Source organism: Streptomyces sp. NBC_01176 (genome assembly GCF_045039825.1).
Classification (GTDB): Bacteria; Actinomycetota; Actinomycetes; order Streptomycetales; family Streptomycetaceae; genus Streptomyces.
Genome location: NZ_CP108600.1, coordinates 2863741 through 2883527 on the forward strand (window position 1 = coordinate 2863741; position 19787 = coordinate 2883527).

General features: G+C 72.6%; 20 protein-coding genes and 1 pseudogene. 12 read left to right on the plus strand and 9 right to left on the minus strand.

Going from position 1 to position 19787, the window contains the following annotated elements; all coding sequences use genetic code 11:
* Positions 1-53 precede the first annotated feature (53 nt).
* The 4 genes from msrB to OG199_RS12160 all read right to left on the minus strand — a co-directional run bounded on the left by msrB (position 54) and on the right by OG199_RS12160 (position 3428).
* Positions 54-461 (minus strand): peptide-methionine (R)-S-oxide reductase MsrB, encoded by a 408-nt coding sequence (msrB, locus tag OG199_RS12145; protein WP_266702513.1) that lies wholly within the window; start codon positions 459-461, stop codon positions 54-56.
* A 28-nt stretch (positions 462-489) separates the two neighbouring features.
* On the minus strand, positions 490-1875 hold the full coding sequence (murC, locus tag OG199_RS12150) for a UDP-N-acetylmuramate--L-alanine ligase (RefSeq protein WP_356798626.1): 1386 nt from the start codon (positions 1873-1875) through the stop codon (positions 490-492).
* A 110-nt stretch (positions 1876-1985) separates the two neighbouring features.
* Complete coding sequence (locus tag OG199_RS12155; RefSeq protein ID WP_401801300.1) at positions 1986-2459, minus strand: indole-3-glycerol phosphate synthase; 474 nt, start codon at positions 2457-2459, stop codon at positions 1986-1988.
* A 132-nt stretch (positions 2460-2591) separates the two neighbouring features.
* The gene (locus OG199_RS12160; RefSeq protein ID WP_405829473.1) at positions 2592-3428 is read right to left on the minus strand and encodes a pyrimidine reductase family protein; all 837 of its coding nucleotides are present in this window, start codon (positions 3426-3428) and stop codon (positions 2592-2594) included.
* Here OG199_RS12160 and zapE point away from each other — a divergent pair.
* Together zapE and OG199_RS12170 are read left to right on the plus strand one after the other, a co-directional pair.
* Entirely contained in the window at positions 3427-4569 is a 1143-nt protein-coding gene (gene zapE / locus OG199_RS12165) for a cell division protein ZapE (RefSeq protein ID WP_405829475.1), read from the plus strand. The genes OG199_RS12160 and zapE overlap by 2 nt on opposite strands.
* Before the next feature lie 172 nt (positions 4570-4741).
* Positions 4742-5617, plus strand: coding sequence for a slipin family protein (locus OG199_RS12170; RefSeq protein ID WP_405829476.1), 876 nt, complete (start codon positions 4742-4744; stop codon positions 5615-5617).
* Between the two features lie 197 nt (positions 5618-5814).
* Here the strand turns inward: OG199_RS12170 and OG199_RS12175 are convergent, their stop codons facing one another.
* Positions 5815-6126 carry a hypothetical protein gene (locus tag OG199_RS12175; protein ID WP_405829478.1) on the minus strand — a complete coding sequence of 104 codons (312 nt, stop codon included), beginning with the start codon at positions 6124-6126 and terminating at the stop codon, positions 5815-5817.
* A 921-nt stretch (positions 6127-7047) separates the two neighbouring features.
* Here OG199_RS12175 and OG199_RS12180 point away from each other — a divergent pair.
* From OG199_RS12180 to OG199_RS12195, 4 genes are all read left to right on the plus strand, one after another.
* Positions 7048-7905: a PPK2 family polyphosphate kinase gene (locus OG199_RS12180; protein ID WP_405834507.1), complete on the plus strand. Its 858-nt coding sequence runs from the start codon at positions 7048-7050 to the stop codon at positions 7903-7905.
* Positions 7906-8050: 145 nt separating this feature from the next.
* Positions 8051-8875 carry an SDR family oxidoreductase gene (locus OG199_RS12185; RefSeq protein WP_401801311.1) on the plus strand — a complete coding sequence of 275 codons (825 nt, stop codon included), beginning with the start codon at positions 8051-8053 and terminating at the stop codon, positions 8873-8875.
* Between the two features lie 112 nt (positions 8876-8987).
* Positions 8988-9854 carry a polysaccharide deacetylase family protein gene (locus tag OG199_RS12190; protein ID WP_405834509.1) on the plus strand — a complete coding sequence of 289 codons (867 nt, stop codon included), beginning with the start codon at positions 8988-8990 and terminating at the stop codon, positions 9852-9854.
* Positions 9855-9885: 31 nt separating this feature from the next.
* On the plus strand, positions 9886-10065 hold the full coding sequence (locus tag OG199_RS12195) for a hypothetical protein (RefSeq protein ID WP_405829480.1): 180 nt from the start codon (positions 9886-9888) through the stop codon (positions 10063-10065).
* Between the two features lie 167 nt (positions 10066-10232).
* Here OG199_RS12195 and OG199_RS12200 read toward each other — a convergent pair whose 3' ends face one another.
* Together OG199_RS12200 and OG199_RS12205 are read right to left on the minus strand one after the other, a co-directional pair.
* A complete protein-coding gene (locus OG199_RS12200) occupies positions 10233-10904 on the minus strand; it encodes an ABC transporter (RefSeq protein WP_405829481.1) in 672 nt (223 codons plus the stop codon).
* Between the two features lie 197 nt (positions 10905-11101).
* Positions 11102-11937: pseudogene (locus OG199_RS12205) on the minus strand (ATP-binding cassette domain-containing protein); the annotation flags it as partial.
* Positions 11938-12008: 71 nt separating this feature from the next.
* Between OG199_RS12205 and OG199_RS12210 the strand changes: the two are divergent.
* Positions 12009-12737, plus strand: coding sequence for a peptidyl-tRNA hydrolase (locus OG199_RS12210; RefSeq protein WP_405829483.1), 729 nt, complete (start codon positions 12009-12011; stop codon positions 12735-12737).
* A gap of 104 nt (positions 12738-12841) precedes the next feature.
* On the opposite strand, the gene OG199_RS12215 is transcribed toward OG199_RS12210, so the two are convergent.
* Both OG199_RS12215 and OG199_RS12220 read right to left on the minus strand, forming a co-directional pair.
* Positions 12842-13207: a darcynin family protein gene (locus OG199_RS12215; RefSeq protein ID WP_405829484.1), complete on the minus strand. Its 366-nt coding sequence runs from the start codon at positions 13205-13207 to the stop codon at positions 12842-12844.
* A 75-nt stretch (positions 13208-13282) separates the two neighbouring features.
* Complete coding sequence (locus OG199_RS12220; RefSeq protein WP_356798648.1) at positions 13283-14176, minus strand: NAD(P)H-binding protein; 894 nt, start codon at positions 14174-14176, stop codon at positions 13283-13285.
* A gap of 106 nt (positions 14177-14282) precedes the next feature.
* On the opposite strand from OG199_RS12220, the gene OG199_RS12225 reads away from it, so the two are divergent.
* The 5 genes from OG199_RS12225 (at position 14283) to OG199_RS12245 (ending at position 19764) form a co-directional block, all read left to right on the plus strand.
* A complete protein-coding gene (locus OG199_RS12225; RefSeq protein WP_405829486.1) occupies positions 14283-15236 on the plus strand; it encodes a LysR family transcriptional regulator in 954 nt (317 codons plus the stop codon).
* A gap of 167 nt (positions 15237-15403) precedes the next feature.
* Positions 15404-16192, plus strand: a complete 789-nt coding sequence (locus OG199_RS12230; RefSeq protein ID WP_405829488.1) for a DUF4142 domain-containing protein — start codon at positions 15404-15406, stop codon at positions 16190-16192.
* Positions 16193-16355: 163 nt separating this feature from the next.
* On the plus strand, positions 16356-17837 hold the full coding sequence (locus tag OG199_RS12235; RefSeq protein ID WP_405829490.1) for a DUF692 domain-containing protein: 1482 nt from the start codon (positions 16356-16358) through the stop codon (positions 17835-17837).
* A gap of 270 nt (positions 17838-18107) precedes the next feature.
* Positions 18108-18863, plus strand: coding sequence for a DUF4142 domain-containing protein (locus OG199_RS12240; RefSeq protein WP_356798656.1), 756 nt, complete (start codon positions 18108-18110; stop codon positions 18861-18863).
* 118 nt (positions 18864-18981) lie between these two features.
* A complete protein-coding gene (locus OG199_RS12245) occupies positions 18982-19764 on the plus strand; it encodes a TIGR04222 domain-containing membrane protein (protein ID WP_401801329.1) in 783 nt (260 codons plus the stop codon).
* The last annotated feature ends 23 nt before the right edge of the window (positions 19765-19787 follow it).

Consider the following 19787-nt stretch of genomic DNA (forward strand, 5'->3'; position numbering starts at 1 on the left):
CGGGCAGCTCCCGACGCCAGAGCGGTGGTTCCGGCGCCGGAATGCGGGACGGCTCAGCCCTCGTCCTCCGTCAACCGCAGCGAGATGCTGTTGATGCAGTACCGCTGATCGGTCGGGGTCGCATACCCCTCGCCCTCGAAGACGTGCCCGAGATGCGATCCGCAGCGGGAGCAGCGCACCTCGGTCCGCGTCATCCCGTGCGAGCGGTCCTCGATCAGCTCGACCGAGTCGGAGTCCTTCGGGTCGTAGAAAGACGGCCAGCCGCAGTGCGACTCGAACTTCTCGTGGGAGGTGAACAGCTCGGCACCGCAGGCGCGACAGGAGTACACGCCCTTGGTCTTGGTGTCGGTGTACTCCCCGGTGAACGCCGGCTCCGTGCCCGCACGGCGCAGAACGGTGTACTCGGCCGGGGTCAGCTCCGCGCGCCACTGCTCGTCCGGCTTTTCGATGTCGTACGACATGAAGCTCAACCCCTTACAAACGCTGTGACTACTTCGACAGGCGGGCCAGGATCTCGGGGCCGAGATCGGTCACGTCACCCGCGCCCATGGTGAGAACGAGATCACCGGGCTTCGCCATTCCCGCGACGACCGAGGGGGCCTCCGCCTTGTCGTGGACCGGCGTCACGTCCGCGCCCGCCGCCCGCGCCGCCTCGACGATCAGGTCGCTGGTGACGCCCGGGATCGGGTCCTCGCGGGCCGGATAGATGTCGAGGACCACGGAGGCGTCCGCCAGCGACAGGGCCTCGCCCATCTCCTTGGCCAGCTCCTGGGTGCGGGAGAACAGGTGCGGCTGGAACAGGACCAGGATGCGGCCGGAGACGCTCGCGCGCATCGCCTCCAGGTCCGCCGTCATCTCCGTCGGGTGGTGCGCGTACGAGTCGACGACCTGCACACCCGCCGCCTCCCCCTTCAGCTGGAGGCGGCGCTTCACTCCGGTGTAGGAGGCCAGCGCGGGGGCCAGCTCGGACGCCGGGACGCCCAGCGCCACGCCGGCCGCCAGCGCGGCCACCGCGTTGTGCGCGTAGTGGCGGCCGGGAACGGAGACCGTGAAGGTGAGCTCCGCGCCGTCGAGGTCCACCGTCACCTCGCTCTTCAGGCCCTGGGGGACGACGGACAGCACACGGACGTCCGCGTCCGCCGAGTCGCCGTACGTCACCACGCGCACGTCGGCCGGCAGCCGCCGCGTCAGCTCGCGCGCGCCCTCGTTGTCCGCGGAGATCACCAGGGTGCCGCCGGGGACGATCCTGCCCGCGAACGTCTCGAAGGACTCGTAGATCTCGTCCATGGAGGCGTAGTTGGCGTGGTGGTCCAGCTCCACGTTGAGGACGATCGCGACCTCGGGCGCGTACTTGTGGAAGCTCCGGTCCGACTCGTCGGCCTCGGCGACGAAGATCTCGCCCTCACCGTGCAGCGCGTTCGAGCCGGGGGCGTCCAGGTCGCCGCCGATCGCGTACGAGGGCCGCAGCCCCAGTTCCGAGAGCGACACCGCCAGCATCGACGTCGTCGTGGTCTTGCCGTGCGTGCCCGCGACCGCGATCGGGCGCAGGCCGTCCATCAGCCGGGCGAGGGCGTCCGAACGGTGGACCACCGGGACACCCAGCTCGGCGGCGCGGGCCAGCTCCGGATTGTCGTCGCGGATCGCGGAGGAGACGACCACACAGGTGGCGTCGGAGGCCAGGTGGTCCGCGGCGTGCCCGATGTGGACCGTGGCTCCCAGCGCGCGCAGGGCCTCGGCGGTCGCGGACTCCTTCGCGTCGCTGCCCGCCACCTTCGCCCCGCGCTGCGCCAGGATCTTCGCGATGCCCGACATCCCGGCTCCGCCGATCCCGATGAAGTGCGGTCGGTCCATGGCGGTAGGAAGGCCGGGTGCCATGCGTGTCTCTCCCCAGGTGGTGCGACAAGAATTGCGACAAGAGGTGTGGCGACGGGTCGTGCGACCGCCGCCGCGGTGCGTCCGGCGCGGTACGCCGGTGAGGGCCCAGCCTATGCCTTGCTGTGCGAGAACAGTTTCAGCACCGGCACGCCGACCTTGTGGCGGGCGCGCGAGGCCCAGTCCCGGTGGAAGAACTCCTCGACGTAGTGCGGGTCGGTCAGCACGATGACCTCGTCGGCGTCGATCTCGTCGACCAGCCCCTTCAGAGCGTCCAGCGGGTGGTCCTCGATGAGCCGGCCCTCGGCCTCGCTGCCGGAGGCACGCAGTGCCACCAGCGACACCTCCAGCGCCCGCTGCCCCTGTCCGGCCGCCTCCTCGCCCTCCGGGGTCTCGCGCTCGTGGGCCGCCTCGTCCAGCTCGCCCAGCGCCACGTCGTCGATGGCCCGCAGCAGCCGGTCCGCCTGGTCGCCCCGCGGCTGGAGCAGCACATGGAACGCGACCGTCTCGTCACCGTGCAAAGTGGTGACAAATTCGATATCGGCGGACGTCAGGGCCTTCTCGATCATCAATACGCTTGTGAACACTACAGACGCCCTTCTCCTCCGTGGGACTCCCTGGCCCCCTGCGGAAACCATCCTGCCCCGTGATCGCACGGGGTCTGCGAGATTTAGTGTGCCCAGCGGAAGTTAAACGGAACTGGATCTTCCGACGGCCGGTCAGGATCGACGGTATCGGGTGAACAGGAACCCGGCCTCTTCCAGCAAGGACGCCAGTTCGAACCGCTTCGGGACCTCCGTCGAGGGGCCGCCGGCGATCCGCTGCGCGCCGCCCGCGGTGAGAGTCGGGGACACCGTCAGGCACAGTTCGTCGAGCACCCCGGCCGCCACCAGTTGGCCCAGCAGTCGCGGGCCGCCCTCCGTGAGCAGCCGGGTCAGCCCGCGGTCGGCGAGGGCCCGTACGGCCCGTGCGGGGTCCACTCCGGTGCCCTCACCGGCGAACACCACCTCGGCACCCGCCTTCTCCGCGGCCGCCACCCGGTCCGGCGCCGCCGCGGCCCCCGTCAGGATCAGCGTGGGCACCAGGGGCGTGGTGAAGAGCGGGAGCGAGAAGTCCAGGTCCAGGCCCGCCGTGACGACGGCGATCGCGGGCGCGGGGCCCTGCCCGGACGCCTCCCGCGAGCCCGCGAACTCCGCACGCGCGCGTGCCGGGCGGTACCCCTCCTGGCGTACCGTTTCCGCACCGACGACCACGACATCCGCGAGCGCCCTCAGCACCCCGAAGATCCGCATGTCGGCGGCGCTGGAGATGCCCTGGGACTTCCCCTCGTGCTGGGCGGCGCCGTCGAGCGTGGAGACCATGTTGGCCCGCAGCCAGGGCGCACGGACGCCGTCGGCACGGGCGTCCGGGTACGCGTACACCTCCGCCAGCTCCAGGAGCCCCCACTCGCGGTCCGTCGCGTCCGCACCGCGCGCACCGGGCGTACCAGGGGTAACGGAAGCCCCGGCCGCGCCCTGGGCTGCTGTTTCGTAGGTCACAGGGAACAGGCGTCGCATGTCGTGCAGTGTGGCACGGCGCTTAGAGTGGTTGACCGTGTCGTCCTCCACCCCCGCCTCCGGGATCGAACCGATACCCGAGGCAGCCCCTCTGTCCCTGTGCGCCCGCGAGCCGCACGTGCCCGCGGACCGGCTCGTCGCCGAGATGGTGCCGCCGCCGCGCTTCGACTCGGTGCGCTTCGAAACGTACATTCCGGACCCGAACCAGCCGAGCCAGACCGAGGCCGTACGCGTCCTCGCGGACTTCGCGGCCGGTCTCGGCGGGGCACACGCCGTGGGTGGGGCGAAACGGGGCCTCTTCGGCTTCGGCAGGGGCAGGACGCCGAAAACCCCCGCCGGCCCCCGCGGCGTCTACCTCGACGGCGGCTACGGAGTCGGCAAGACCCATCTGCTCGCCTCCCTGTGGCACGCGACCCCCGCGGAGCCCTCGCTCAAGGCCTTCGGCACCTTCGTGGAGCTGACGAACCTGGTCGGCGCGCTGGGCTTCCAGAAGACCGTGCAGACGCTCTCCGGCCACCGGCTCCTGTGCATCGACGAATTCGAACTCGACGACCCGGGCGACACCGTCCTCGTCTCCACCCTGCTCGGCAAGCTGGTCGACGCGGGGGTCGCGCTCGCCGCCACCTCGAACACGCTGCCGGGCAAGCTCGGCGAGGGCCGGTTCGCGGCGGCCGACTTCCTGCGGGAGATCCAGGGTCTGTCCGCGCATTTCCGTCCGCTGCGCATCGACGGCGAGGACTACCGCCACCGGGGGCTGCCCGAGGCCCCTGCCCCGTTCACCGACGAGCAGGTCACCAAGGCCGCGTACGCCACCGCGGGCGCGTCCCTCGACGACTTCCCGCATCTGCTCGACCACCTCGCCCGCGTGCACCCGAGCCGCTACGGCGCGCTCACGGACGACCTCAGGGCCGTCTGCCTCACGGACGTCCAGCCGGTCAAGGACCAGTCGACGGCACTGCGGCTGGTGGTGCTCGCCGACCGGCTCTACGACCGTGAGGTGCCCGTCCTCGCCTCCGGCAGGCCCTTCGACACGCTCTTCAGCGAGGAGATGCTGAACGGCGGCTACCGCAAGAAGTACTTCCGCGCGATATCCCGGCTGACCGCCCTCGCACGGGACGCCAAGGGACTCGTGGAGGCGTAGTTCCCGCCCTCTCCGCCGCCCTCCCCGAGGGTGTGACGCCGGGTCGGCCCCGCTCGGGGCGGTGCGGACGACGCGGGCGTACGGCGTGATCGCGCCCGGCCCCACCGGCGTAAAATTCGGGTATCGGGCTTGGTGCGCTCAGGCGCAGCGGGCGACTCGAAAGGGGGTCGTCATGCTCCAGGAAATCCTGGTGACCGCGGTGGCGGTCGGTTCCGCGGGGCTGGTGTACGTCGCGGCCGCGGCCCGGGTCGTCAAGCAGTACGAACGGGGTGTGGTCCTCCGGCTCGGGCGGCTCAGGGGTGGTGTACGCCCACCGGGGTTCACCCTGGTCGTCCCGGGCGTGGACAAGCTGCGCAAGGTCAACATGCAGATCGTCACGATGCCGGTGCCCGCGCAGGACGGCATCACCCGGGACAACGTCACGGTGCGGGTGGACGCGGTCATCTACTTCAAGGTGGTGGACGCGGCCGACGCGATCATCCAGGTCGAGGACTACCGCTTCGCGGTCTCGCAGATGGCGCAGACCTCGCTGCGCTCGATCATCGGCAAGAGCGACCTCGACGACCTGCTCTCCAACCGCGAGAAGCTCAACCAGGGCCTGGAGCTGATGATCGACAGTCCGGCCATGGGCTGGGGCGTGCAGATCGACCGGGTGGAGATCAAGGACGTCTCGCTGCCGGAGACGATGAAGCGGTCGATGGCCCGGCAGGCCGAGGCCGACCGGGAGCGGCGGGCCCGGATCATCAACGCGGACGCGGAACTGCAGGCGTCGAAGAAGCTGGCGGAGGCCGCCGGGGTGATGTCCGAGCAGCCGGCCGCGTTGCAGCTGAGGCTGCTGCAGACGGTGGTGGCGGTGGCGGCGGAGAAGAACTCCACACTCGTCCTGCCCTTCCCCGTCGAACTGCTGCGGTTCCTGGAGCGGGCCCAGCCTCAGCCGGGGTCACCGGCGACCCCGCCCTCGCCCCCGACCTCAACTCCGGCACCAGCACCCGAACTTCGCGACGAGTCCGACGAACTCCGCGACGGGATTCGCGACGACGGGGAGTGACACGGGCGATACGTGGGGTTCCGGCGGCCCCCCGGGAGACCGCGTATCGCCCGCCACCCCTCTGCCGTTCTCTCCCGCCGCGGACCGGTGGGCCACGGGCTCCCGCCACGGACCGGTGGGCCACGGGCCGTTCAGCAACAGGCAGGAGCCGGAGTCGTTGCCGACTCCGGCTCCTGGTGCGTTGTTTCTCTCAGGTGTCAGCAGCCACCCCAGCCGCCGCCGCCCCAGCCGCCGCCGTGACCGCCGCCCCAGCCGCCGCCGCCCCAGCCGCCGTGACCGCCGCCCCAGCCGCCGCCGCCCCAGCCGCCGCCGTAGCCACCGTAGCCGCCGTAGCCGCCGCCGCCCCAGCCGCCGCCACCGTGGCCGCCATAGTTGAAGTCGGATGCCACTGCTTGGGTGTGGGTGCTGGTGGTCGCGGCACTCGCTACGCCCGCTCCACCGATGGCCAGAGCCAGAGTGGCGAACAGGCCGGCAAGCAGCCTGAAGATCGTTACTTTGCTTACCCGCATGGTGCTTTCCCCTTCCAGGGAGCGTTGACGGGTCCATGTCCTGGTGACCGCGATGCCGCCCCGGCGCCGGTGTGGCACTGGCTGCGTCCGCGAAAGGGCCCGGTACATCGGCCATGGAATGAACGGGAGTTGCCGTCGTCGACTCACACGCGACAAGCGTGGCATCGGGCCGACCGAGGCTTCCGCGTCAGCGGAACCTGCGGCGGGGCACCCGTCCGTCGAACAACTCGGCGACGGTCTGGCCGCCGATCGGAGATGCAATTGTCCGCCTTTTACCAGGCAAAAGGCGCCTATCTCGTTCGATCTCCATCCAACCTAGACATGTGGGACATGTAAGTCAAACCGAGCGAACGGGTGACTCGCGCCCCGGGACGGGGCCACCGCAACGCGCCTTAATTCACCTGCCCGGTCGAGGAATTGGGGCGCGGCCGGGCCCCGGGCCGGATCCCACGGCTCCCCTTGCCGCGCCGAGCGCCGCGGCCTGTCGGTGCACGCACCGCCCTCACCTGCCCCCACCCCCCGCCCCCGCTCGCTCACCTACCGCGAACTTCCGCCACATGCAGCCGAGTTGGGGTGACAAGTGAGGATTCTCAGGATGCCGCCGCCGGCCACCCGCCCGCGCCGACGCGACGGCCCCGCTTCGACCTCGACCCTCGGCCCTCGGCCCCCCGCGCCCGGCCCCCGACCCTCGGGGGAGGTACCGCCACCGCACCCCGTCGACCGTCCACGACCACGGCGCCGGCCCGCTCGACCGAGCCACCGCGTCGCACGTCCCGCCTCGTCGGCAGCCCCGGCCGTGAGTAGCGGGGCCCGGCCTCCCGACGCACCATCGAGGAACACGGCCGGAAGGGGTGCGCGGTGGGCAAGAAGGACGGCGGCGGGCCGAAGAAGGCGGTCGGGCACGGGGAAGCCGGTGGGCGGGTGGAGGCCGGCGGGCCCGCCCGGCTCAGCGCGCTGCTGCGCCTTCCGGACGGCGCGGGCGTCGACCTCACCTCGTACGACGCCCGGGACACCCCCGCCTGGCAGGACGGCAAAACCGCCGGTCTCGCCGCCATCGCGGGCATGCGCGAAGGCCTCGCCGACCTGCAGGAACGCCTGTGGGCTGCGAGCACGGCGGGCGACCGGCGGCGGGTACTGCTGGTCCTGCAGGGCATGGACACCAGCGGTAAGGGCGGCACCGTGAAGCACGTCGCCGGGATGTTCAATCCGGCCGGCTGCCGTATCCGCGCCTTCAAGGCTCCGACCCCCGAGGAACGCAAGCACTCCTTCCTGTGGCGGATCAGGCGGGCGCTCCCCGAAGCGGGCGAGATCGGCATCTTCGACCGTTCGCACTACGAGGACGTCCTGGTCGCCCGGGTCCGCGGGCTGGCCCCGCACAAGGAGATCGCCCGCCGCTACCGGGAGATCAACCGCTTCGAGGAGTCCCTCGCCTACGACGGCGTCACGGTCGTGAAGTGCTTTCTTCACATCTCCTACGAGCAGCAGCGCCGCCGCCTGCTGCGACGTCTCGACAATCCGGCGAAGCACTGGAAGTTCAGCACCGGCGACATCGAGGACCGCGCGCTGTGGCCCGAGTACCGCAAGGCCTACGAGATCGCGCTCGAGCGCTGTTCCACGCCCGGGGCGCCGTGGTTCGTGGTGCCCGCCGACCGCAAGTGGTACCGGAACTGGGCGATCGGCACGCTGCTCCTGGAGCACCTCGAAGCGCTGGACCCGCGGTACCCGAAGGCCTCCTTCGACGTGACCGAGTACCGGGAACAGTTGCTGAAGAGCGTTTGATCCACGCCCGCGGGGGCTACTCGGCGCATTCGGGAGCGTCCCAGGTGGCCGGAGTTGCCATGGAGCGCACTCCAAGGTGTTCCCTGGCGAGGAAGCACCACGGCGTCTCGACGGAGTGGGCGTCGGGTTTCACGAGGAGCACACCATGACGCAGAAGATCTGGTTCATCACCGGTGCCTCACGGGGCTTCGGCCGGGAGTGGGCGATCGCGGCGCTGGAACGCGGTGACTCGGTCGCCGCCACGGCCCGCGACCTGTCCACCCTGGACGATCTCGCCGCGACCTACGGTGAGCGGTTCCTGCCCCTGCGGCTCGATGTCACGGACCGGGACGCCGACTTCGCCGCCGTGCGCCAGGCGCACGAGCGGTTCGGACGCCTCGACGTGGTGGTCAACAACGCCGGTTACGGCCACTTCGGGATGGTCGAGGAACTCACGGAGGCGGAAGCTCGCGCGCAGCTGGAGACGAACCTGTTCGGGGCGCTGTGGGTCACCCAGGCGGCACTGCCGTTCCTGCGCGAGCAGGGCAGCGGTCACATCCTTCAGGTCTCCTCCATCGGCGGCATCAGCGCGTTCCCGCTGGTCGGCATCTACCACGCGTCGAAGTGGGCGCTCGAAGGGATCAGCCAGTCGCTGGCCCAGGAGGTGGCGCCGTTCGGCATCAAGGTCACCCTGATCGAGCCCGGCGGGTTCGCCACCGACTGGGCCGGCTCCTCGTCGAGCACGTCGAAGCAGCTGCCGGCGTACGCCGAGTACCACGAGCAGGTACAGGTGCAGCGCCGCGAGCGCGTGGGCACCCCGGGCGACCCGCAGGCGTCCGCCGCGGCCGTGCTGGAACTCGTGGATGCCGCCGAGCCGCCCCTGCGCTGCTTCTTCGGCACGGCGCCGCTGGGCATCGCGAAGGCCGACTACGAGCAGCGCCTGGCGACGTGGGAGAAGTGGCAGCAGGTGGCGGAGCTGGCCCAGGGCTGAGCCGCGCCCGGACGGTCCGGGGCAGCCGGACGGGTGGCTCCCCCGTCCCATCCGCCCGACTCACACATCGATGACCCGATAGTCACATTTACCTAGATATCGTCGTCCTGTGATGATTCCAGTACGCCGCATCGTCGCCGCCTTCGCCCTCGGGGCCCTGGGAGTCACTCTCGCCGCCTGCGGGACCTCCGGGGCCCCCGGGACCCCGAAGCCGGCCCCACCGGGTCCCCCCGCGTCGGCCTCCGGCAACGCCGTGCCCTCACGGCCGCCCACGCTGGCCCCGGGCCCCGGTGGACTGACACCGGTCTTCACGAACGGCCCGCGCGCCCTGGGCAGGACCGTCGCCCTGACTTTCGACGCGGACATGACGGCGGACCAGGGTCCCCGGGCAGCGGGCGGGGAACACTTCGACAACCCGCGGCTGATCAACACGCTCCGCGCGTTCAAGGTGCCGGCGACCGTGTTCATGACGGGACGCTGGGCCGACCAGTACCCGGCGGAGGCGCGGGCCATCGGGCGGGACCCCCTCTTCGAGGTCGCGAACCACTCGTACAGCCACTACGCCTTCACCAAGGACTGCTACGGGCTGCCGACCGTCTCCGAGGACGGGATGCGGGCGGACGTGGAAAAGGCGTACGCCGCGTTCAGGAGGGCGGGCGTGCCCCACCCGATGCCGTACTTCCGCTTCCCCGGCGGGTGCTACGACCAGCGGGCCCTGCGGACCCTGAGCGCGGTCGGCGTGACCGCCGTGCAGTGGGACGTGGTGAGCGGGGACGCGTTCGCCACCGACTCCGACGCGGTGGCACGGCAGGTCCTGGAGGGGGTGAAGCCCGGCTCCGTCGTCGTCATGCACTGCACGCGGAGTGCGGCTCCGGCGACCGAGCGGGCGCTGCGGACGATCGTCCCCGAACTGCGGAAGAAGGGTTTCCGCTTCGTCAAGGTGTCCGACCTGATCGGGGCGACGGACCAGCACCGGTAGGTGTCATGGCCGTCCGCCGTACGCTGGGCCCATGAGCGAGGACTACTGCGGCACCCCGGGTGCGCCGGCCGCCCCCGCGGAGACCGGCCCGCCGTTCGCCGAGTGCGTGCTGTGCCGGAAGCCGACGGAGTACCCGGAGTCGTACAAGGGGATCACGCTGTGCCCCGTCTGCGCCTGGCAGGAGGCACAGCGGACGGCGTGCTCCGGGTGACCACCGGGTCCCTGTGACCGCCGCCGCTCCGGGTGACCGTCGGGCTCCGCGTGACCGCCGCCCCGGACGCCCCCCGATCGCGGAGGCCCCGACCCCGGAGGCCCACGGTCGCGGAGGCCCCCGGTCGCGGAGGCCTCCGCCGCGGTGTCCCTCGCCGCGGCCGTCCGTCAGGGCGACCGGCGTGAGGTGAGCGCGCAGGCCGCCGCGAGCGCCGCCGCCGTGAGCAGCGCGGCGCCCGTCAGCGGCAGCAGCGGAGCGGGAACCGCGCCCGTCCGCGAGCCGCTGATCAGGTCCGTCAGCGCCGCCCGCGCCGGTGAGCCCGGTGCCACCAGGGCGAGCAGCACCACCAGCAGCATCGCCGGAACCGCGCGTCCCGGCGTGCGCAGCAGCGGCCAGGTCGTGAGCGCGCCGACCGCCGTGCCGAGCAGGGCGCACACCAGCGCGACGAGCAGTCCGGCGCCGGCCGCCGCGAGCACCGGCACCCGCTTCTGGTGGTCCGTGCTCGTCGGATCGCTGATCAACGTGACGACCAGGGTGGCCGCGGCGCCGATGAGTACCGCCGTCGCCAGCGCGACGAGCAGACAGGCGAGGTGGGCCCGGCCGGGGCCGGCCGCCGCGCTCGTACAACCGCGGGCCGCGGGCGGCTCGTTGGTGGCGCAGACCCGGACCAGCCAGGCGGCGACGGGGAGCACCGCGGCGGCCGCGTAGCCGAGCGAATCGAGCACCGGCTGTCTGCTCTGGACGCCGATCCCGAGGAAGGCCGCGTACAGGACGAACGGAGGAAGCCAGCGCTGGGAGCGCAGGAGAAGGGCGGTCTGGTAGCGCAGGAGGGCGGTCATCGGCGGCTTCCGGTTCCGAGCGGCGGTACGTCGTCCTGCGGGGCGTCGTGCATGGCTCCGGGCTCCACCGACCCCGTCTCCACGGACCCCGGCTCCCCGGATCCTGACTCCGCGGTTCCTGGCTCCGCGCCTCCCGGCGCCACGCGTCCCGGCTCCGCACCTCCCGGCGCCACGCGTCCCGGCTCCGCGTCTCCCGGCTCCACGCTCACCACGTGCCACGGCGGGTGTGCCGTCAGCAGGGCGCGCAGCAGGACGTCCGAGCGGGACGCCGGGACGGTCAGCCGCACCGGGCCCGGCGCCGTCCCGTCGACCGAGGTGGCGAGGCGTACCGCGTCGGCCGGCGGTGCGGTGTCCGGCGGCCCCTGGACCTCGACGAGGACGTGCGGTCCCTCCGGTGTCGGGGCGGCCGCCCGGGGACGGTGCTCGAGGGCGCCGCCGATCACGGTGTACGTCGCGTCCGGCGACCCGGCGAGCCGCCGTGGGTCGTGGTCGACGAACACCACCGCTCCCCCGGCTGCGGTGCGTTCGGCGACGGCGCGTTCGAGTTCGGCGCGGGCGGCGGCGTCGAGGCCGGTCCAGGCCTCGTCGAGGACGAGGAGTTCCGGCGCGGCGAGCAGGGCCTGCGCGACGGCCACCTTCTGGCTGCTGCCCTTGGACAGCTCCGCCATCGGCGTACCGGCGTACGCGGCGGCGCCCAGCCGCTCCAGCCACTCCCCGGCCGCGCGGGCGGCGGCCGGGCGGGCCAGGCCGTGGACGGCGCCGAGGTGGGTGAGGTATCCCGACGCGGTGAAGGGGAGCGCCGCGGGGAACCGTTCGGGGACGTGGGCCGTACGCGGGCGCCCGGTGATCCGGCCCTCGGTGGGCGCGTCGATCCCGGCGAGGAGACGCAGGAGGGTCGACTTGCCGGTGCCGTTGGCTCCCTCGACGCGGATCAGTGTGCCGGGGGTGACGTCGAGGTCGACGCCGCGCAGGATCCAGGAGCCCGGAGCCCGTAGCGGCGTCCGATGCCCTCCAGTCGTAGAGCGTTGGTCATGCGGTCATCCTCGCGCAGGCCCTCGACGGCACACGCCGAAGAACGGATCTTCGGCCTGGCACACTGGGGAGGTGAGCAGCGACCCCACCACATCCGGCGACAGTCCCTTCCGCGACGAGCGCATCGCACGCGACGAGGCACCGCAGTTCGTGCTGCCCATGGTCGTGCGCATCGAGAGGGCCGCTCCCCCGGCGCGCACGGACGCGCTGGAGACCGCGGCCCGCGCCGTGCTGACGATCCTCGGCGACGAGCGGTCGCTGGGGGACGGCGAGTGGGCGCAGGCCATGCGGGACTGGCAGGACGCCCGGATCCGCAAGGTCGTACGGCGGGCGCGTGGTGCGGAGTGGCGGCGGGCCGAGGCGCTGCCCGGCATCACGGTGACCGGGAAGTCGGCCGAGGTACGGGTCTTCCCGCCGGTCCCGCTGGACGGCTGGCCGAAGGATCTCGCCCGGCTCCAGGTCTCGGGTACGGAGCTCGACGATCCGGAGCCTCCGGTGGACGCCGACACCACCGCACCGACGCTGTGGCTCAACCCTCATCTCGACATGTCCGCCGGCAAGACGATGGCGCAGGTCGGGCACGGCGCCCAACTGGCCTGGTGGGAGCTGTCGGACGAGGCGCGGGCCGCCTGGCGCGACGCCGGTCTCCCGCTCGCCGTCCGCACCGCGGACCAGGACCGCTGGGGTGAACTCGTCGTGTCCGGGATGCCGTTGGTCCGCGACGCGGGCTTCACGGAGATCGCGCCCGGGGAGACCGTCGTGGTCGAAGGGGTGGACCGCGTCAGGTCCCTCCCGCGCTGACGGCGGTCACGGGCCGGGCGCTTCTCCGCGTCGCGCCGCCCCGCGCCGATGCCCCCGGGCCCGGTGGGGCCGGAGGACACGGGCATCGCGTTCCGGGCGGAGTATCAGGTGGTGACGGTGGCGACGGGGTCGAGGCCGTAGGTACGGGCGTAGCCGTTCTCGGTACCGACGAGGAGGTCGACGATCTCGAAGTAGCGGTCCCAGAACGGGGTTTCGCGCAGCGCGTCGACGAGGAGCTGGTAGGCCCCGTGGTCGTCGGCTTCCCAGACCCAGACGTCGGTGACGCGGGTGGAGTAGAACTCCGTGTCGTAGAAGCGTGACCGGACGCCGGTGGTCCTGGCCTTGATCGCGGGGACGACCCGGGTGGTGAAGGCGTTCATCCGTTCCTGAGGGGTCATGGCGAGCCACTCAGGTGTGGTCTTGATGAGCATGAACGCGGTGACGGGTGGTGTGGTTCCCCCGGCGGGCATGACGGGCGACTCCCAAGTGGCGGACGGTTTCGGTGCGGTGGGCATCTCGGGTCCCGGTGACGGGGTGGTGCGTCCTCAGGAGAGGACGGCGGGCCTGAGGGTCTGGGCACACCACTGTTCGAAGGTGGTGGGGGAGGCGTTGTCCGGGGTGCGGGCGACGCCCGCGTCGAGACCCTCGTCCTTGGCCCGCTTCATGTCGACGATGCCCTGGACGAACGCCTCGTCGAGGCCGTGGCCGACGAGGGTGGTGTACAGCTCGCCGAGCGGCAGGCGCTCGTAGCGGACGGGACGGCCGAGCCGCTCGCTCATGATGCGGGCCAGGTCGTCGGGGGACAGGTCCTGCGGCCCGAGGACCGGGACGCTGTCGCTGCCGGTCCACGCGCGCTCCAGCAACAGGCGGGCGGCGACGGCCGCGATGTCGGCGACGGCGACGAGGGGGGCTTTGCGGTCGGCCTCGACGACGTCGGTGAAGACGCCCTTGTCCCGGATGGATGCGGCCTCCTCCAGGATGTTCTCGAAGAAGGAGGGGTTCGCCAGGGCCCGGTACGCGACGCCGGTGCCGGCGATGAGGTCGTCCATGGCGAGGGAAGCGGTGACGAGTCCCGCGCGGTCGGCGAGCGCGGTGCCGCGGCCGAGCGCGGAGACGCCGACGACGTGGCCGACACCGTGGGCGACGAGGGCCTTCGCGGCGGGGCCGGTGAAGCCGCGGTAGGCGTCGTGCGGGGGCAGGGTGGCGTCCGGGGGGACGAGCCAGAACACGGCGTCGGCACCGTCGAAGGCCCGGTCGACGACATCGGCGTCGCCGTGCGAGCCGGTGATCACCTCGACGCGTTCGCGCACCGCGTCGGGCAGCCGGGCGGGGTCGCGTACGACGACGCGCAGTTCCTCGTCGTGGGCGGGGGCGGACTCCAGGAGCAGGGGCAGCAGGTGGCGGCCGATGTTCCCGGTGGGAGCGGTGATGACGATCATGAAAACCTCGTGGGTCGTGCCGGATCGGTACGTCCCTCATCCTGCGGAGGCCATGGTGTTGCCACAATGGGAACTTCAGCAGGGAATCATTGTCTGAAATGGAATTATGCCCATGAGCAGCAGTCCGGAGCCTGTCCTCGACGCCAATCTCGCCGTCGCGCTGAACGCGTTGCTGGCCGAGCAGAGCGTCACCCGCGCCGCCGCCCGCCTGCACACGTCCCCGGCAGCCATGAGCCGCACGCTCGCGCGCCTGCGGCGCATCCTGCAGGACCCCCTTCTGGTCCGGGCCGGCCAGACCATGGTCCCCACCCCCCGAGCACAGGCCCTGCGCGACGAGGCCGCCTCGGTGGTGCGCAGCCTCGGCGCACTGCTCACTCCCGGCACCGGCGTCGACCCCGCCGTGCTGCGCGGCACCTTCACCCTCCAGTCGGCCGACCTGGTCGGCGCGGCACTGGCCCCCGGGTTGCTGCGGCTGGCCCGGGAGGAGGCGCCTGGGGTTTCGTTGCGGTTCCGGGCCGAGGAGTGGGAGGCCGGACCGGCCCTGCGCGACGGCCGGGTCGACCTGGAGGTCGGATCCATCGACCACGTCGACCCCGAGACCCGGGTCGAGGAACTGGTCACCCTCCGGATGGCGGCGGCGGTCCGACCCGGCCACCCCCTCACCGAGGGCCCCCTGACCCCGGACCGGCTGGCCGCCGCCGAACACGTCGTGGTGAGCCGGCGCGGCCGGTTCACCGGCCCCCTGGACACCGCCCTGGCCGAGCGGAACCTCCACCGGCGGGTCGCCGTCGTCCTGCCCAGCCACCTGGCCGCGATGACGCTCGCCGCCCGCAGCGACGCCGTCTGCCTCCTGCCCGTCGCACCTACCGGCGCCGCCCCCTCCCCGCTGACCGACGTCGCCACCGTCCTCGGCCTGCGCCTTCTCGACATCCCGCTGCCCCTGCCGCCCCTGACCATCGGCATGGCCTGGCACCCGCGTCACGCGGCCGACGGGGGCCACCACTGGCTCCGCGACGCGGTCCGCCGGACTCTGCACGCACCGGCCGGCTCGACCACCTGACGGTTCGGCAGCGCCGGTTTCTCCGACGGGGACGACCAGCGGATTTGACCGTAACCGGGCCATCGCTTTAGACGCGCTTGAACATTCCCGCCGCCCCTCACGTACCTCATGTCGCTGGCCAAGTACAGGTTTCCAACGAGCAGTTGGTTTCCCCGGGGAGGCTCATTTTGCGGCGTATCAATGGTTCGGCGCTCGTCATCGCGGCACTCGTCGCCACGGTCGGCGCGCTCGCGTTCCCCGTGTGGTCGTACGCCGACCGCGCGGGCACGGGACAGGCGAATCTGGCGGCGGGGACGGTGAACACACAGTGGGGGCCTCTGTCCGCCTCCGACCGCGATCTGATCGTACGAGTGCGCCTGGCGGGTCTCTGGGAACTGCCGGCGGGACAGCAGGCGATCGAACGGGCGCCCACCGACGCCGTCAAGGAGGCGGGCGACCACCTGGTCGTCGGCCACACCGACCTCGACAAGCGGGTGCGGGTCGTCGCGGCCCAGCTCAACGTCGCACTGCCGAACCAGCCCAACGCGCAACAGCAGGGCTGGCTGCAGGAGCTGACCGCGGCCACCGGCAAGGAGTACGAGCAGAAGTTCGCGAATCTCCTGCGGGCCGCGCACGGCAAGATCTTCCCGGCGATCGGCGCGGTGCGCAACAGCACCCGCAACTCGCTGGTCCGGCAGCTGGCCACGGACGCCAACCAGACCGTGCTCGACCACATCACGGTGCTGGAGAAGACCGGGAACGTCGACTTCGACGCCATCGCCAACGACACGGCGGCCCTCTCGACCGCCAGCCCGACCGGGCCCGCGGCACCGGCCGCCGGGGCGACGGTGCCCTCCGTGCCGCCGGTGCGGCCGAACCCCGGCGTCACCACCTCGTCGAGCCCGTCTCCCGCGGCGCCGGGCCAGGTCGCCACCGCCCGGCCGGAGCCTTCCGACCCGGACGACGTGCTGCCGTAGCCGGGGGCCGTGGGGGTCCGGACGGAACCTCAAATGTTGCTCTGAACGTCCGCCCTGTTGGATTGGGCCCGCCGTCCCGGGGCCATGACCCCGTCACACCGCGGGACGGGTCCGTCGTGGGGAGACGAGGGCAGGGCCGGCAGGGCGTGACGGAGGAGGGGACATGACGCAACTGGGGCGACTGGGAACGGGAATCGGGTGGCGGCCCGAGATCGCCGAGGCCGTGGAGCACATGCCCGGCATCGACTGGGTCGAGGCCGTGTCGGAGAACCTGTGTCCCGGGCACCTGCCCGAGTCGCTGCGGCGACTGCGCGAGCGGGGCGTCACGGTGGTGCCGCACGGCGTCTCGCTCGGCCTCGGCGGCGCGGACCGCCCCGACGAGTCGCGTCTCGCCGCCCTCGCCGAGCGTGCCGAGCTGCTGGGTGCGCCGCTGGTCACGGAGCACATCGCGTTCGTTCGGGCGGGCGGCGCCCTCACCGCGTCGCCGTCGCTGGAGGCGGGGCACCTGCTGCCGGTGCCGCGCACCCGGGACGCGCTGGACGTGCTGTGCGAGAACGTCCGGATCGCGCAGGCCGCGCTTCCCGTCCCGCTGGCCGTGGAGAACATCGCCGCGCTGCTCTGCTGGCCGGGCGAGGAGATGACCGAGGGCCAGTTCCTGTACGACCTGGTGGACCGCACCGGGGTACGCCTGCTCATCGACGTCGCCAACCTCCACACCAACCACGTCAACCGCGGCGAGGACCCGGCCAGGGCCCTCGACGAACTCCCCGTCGAGGCCATCGCCTACGTGCATGTCGCCGGCGGCTTCGAACGCGACGGCGTCTGGCACGACAGCCACGCCCACCCCGTACCCCGCCCGGTCCTCGACATCCTGGCCGACCTGGCGTCCCGGGTGACCCCGCCGGGGGTCCTCCTGGAACGCGACGAGAACTTTCCCGAGCCGGGCGAGCTGGAGAGGGAACTGGCGGCGATCAGGGGGACGCTGGAGAAGGCCGGGGCCACCGCAGGGGTGAACGGCACCGCGGAGAGCGAGCCGTCGCCCGTGCCGGCCGCGTCCGGCACGTCCGCCCTCACCGGCGCGCCCACTGCCGCCGCCGACCACGGCCCCGACCTCACGCCCACTCCCGCCGCCGACCACGCCCCCGGCCCCGACCGGGCGCCCGCTCCCCCTGCCCGCCCCGACCCCGGCCTCGACTCCGCCTCGCCTCCCGTCCCCGACCCCGGCCTCGCGCCCGCCCGTCAGCGTCTCGCCCTCGCGCAGGCCGCCCTGCTCTCCGCGCTCGTCGCGGGGACCCCGGTGCCCGAGGGGTTCGACCGGGCGCGGACGGGAGTGCAGGCGCGGGCCCTCGCGGCCAAGCGCGCGGATGTCGTCGCGAAGGTGGCGGCGGAGCTGCCGGAGCTGCTCGGCGACGGCTACCGGACCGCCTTCCTCGGGTACGCGCAGGGCCGTCCGATGACCGGTGGCTACCGGCGCGACGCGCTGGACTTCGCCGAGCACCTGCTGCTCGCCGGGCAGCCGCGTGACGCGCGGACACGGCATCTGCTGCGCGACTGGTGGCTGGAGCGCTCCGGTCCGGCGCCCCGCTCGCAGCGGCCGGCGGCCCGGCTGGCCCGCGCCACCCGCCGCGCGCTGCTGCGCCACTGACCCGTCCCTCCCCACCCCGGAGCCCCACCGTCGGCGCGGTCCGCCCCCTGGAGTGTGCCGGGGTTAACACCGCACCCCGGCCGGCCGGACGACGCGCCGGGTTTACGAGATTTTCGACCGGTCCGCACCCTGTCCGACACGTCCTGTCCGACGTCATTCCTCCCGATCGTCAACCCTTTCTTCCCGTACGGATGGTGGCGTGATGCCCGCAGTAACATGCCAATCCGCACCCGAAGCGCACCAGCGTGCGGTGCCGCAACTGGAGACACCATGCGATCCATCAACCGCACCGGACCGGTCAGTGGGACAGGACTCATCATCGCCGCCCTCACGGCGACCCTCATCGCGCTGGTCTTCCCGATCTGGTCGTACGCGGACCGCTCCGGCACCGGTCTGGACTCCCTGAACACCCAGAGCGTGCCGACGCGGTTCGGTCCGCTGTCCGGGCTGGACCGGGAGTTCGTCACCAAGGTCAGACTGGCCGGGCTGTGGGAACTGCCCGCGGGCCAGCAGGCCGAGGAACGCGGCACCACCCAGGCCGTACGGACGGCCGGCGGGCACCTCGTCGAGGGCCACACCTTCCTGGACGCCCGCGTCCGCGACGTCGCCGCCCGGCTCGGTCTGGACCTGCCGAACCAGCCCAACGCGCAGCAGCGCGGCTGGCTGGCCACGCTCGAGGCGGCGCACGGCACGGACTACGACCGGAAGTTCGCGAACATCCTGCGCAGGGCTCACGGCAAGGTCTTCGCCGTCGTCGCCCAGGTCCGCGCGAACACCCGCAACTCCCTCGTACGGGAGCTCGCCGACGACGCCAACACCACGGTGCTCGACCACATCAAGGTCCTCGAGGCCACCGGGTACGTCGACTTCGACGCACTCGCCCGGGACGCCGCGACGGCCGCGCCGCCGCCGCTCACCGCCTCTCCGGCCCCGCCGGGCCCCACAAACTCTCCGGGCACCCCCGTCCCCGTCACCCCGTCGGCGACCTATCCCCTCCCCCCGGCCGCCTCCCGCGGCAGGAGCTGACCCTCCGCCGCCGCACGGCGACTTGACGCGGCACCCGAACGTCACAGACCCACAACGCTCCGTCCACATCGTGAACAGACCGTGGCGCCGGGCTGCCCGGGTCGCATAGAAACACGCCATGTTCTGGGTCCTTCTCCTGCTCCTGGCCTGGGCCGCGGCCGGCACGTCCTGCGTCCGGCTGTGCCTGGCCGCCGTACGGGCCGCGGCGGTCGACGCCGACGCGGCGCACGGACACCACCTCACGCTCTACGAGGCGGCGTTCCTCTCCGGCGGCCCGGCCAGGGTCGCCGATCTGACCCTGGTGTCGATGGCCCGTCAGCGCCGCCTGCTGCTCGCGCACACGGGCTGGGCGACGGTCGTGGACCCGCGCGGGCGGGACGAGATGGAGCGTTCGGTGCTCGGCGCGATAGGCCCGGAGGGGCAGTCCCGGATAGCGCCCGTACGGGCGACGACGGCCGCCGCGGACTCGGTGCACCGCCTCGCCGACCGTCTCGTCGCCGCCGGCCTCGCCGTGCCCGACGGCGCCCGCACCACCGTCGCGGGCGCCGTCCGCCAGGTCCAGGCCGCCTCGGCGGCCGTCCTCGCGCTGGGCGCCGTGGCCGTCCTGATGCCCTCTCAGCCGCGCGCCGACGAGGTGCCGGTCGCCGTCTGGTTCGCCCTCCCGCTCGTCCTCACGCTGAGCTGCCTCGCCATCGCCCGCATCGAGGTCCACCCCTACACGCGCTGGGCCTCCCCGGCCGGCCAGCGGCTGCTCGGCACCCTCGCCCGGCACACCGACGCCACCGCCGACGACCGCACCTACCTCACGTCGGTCGCCGTACGCGGCATCCGCGCGGTCGGCGAGCCGGGGCTGCGCGCGGCGTTCGCGCACCGCGACCGGACGGCCGGACGGCAGCGCTGACCGGCGCCCGAGGGGGCGCAAAG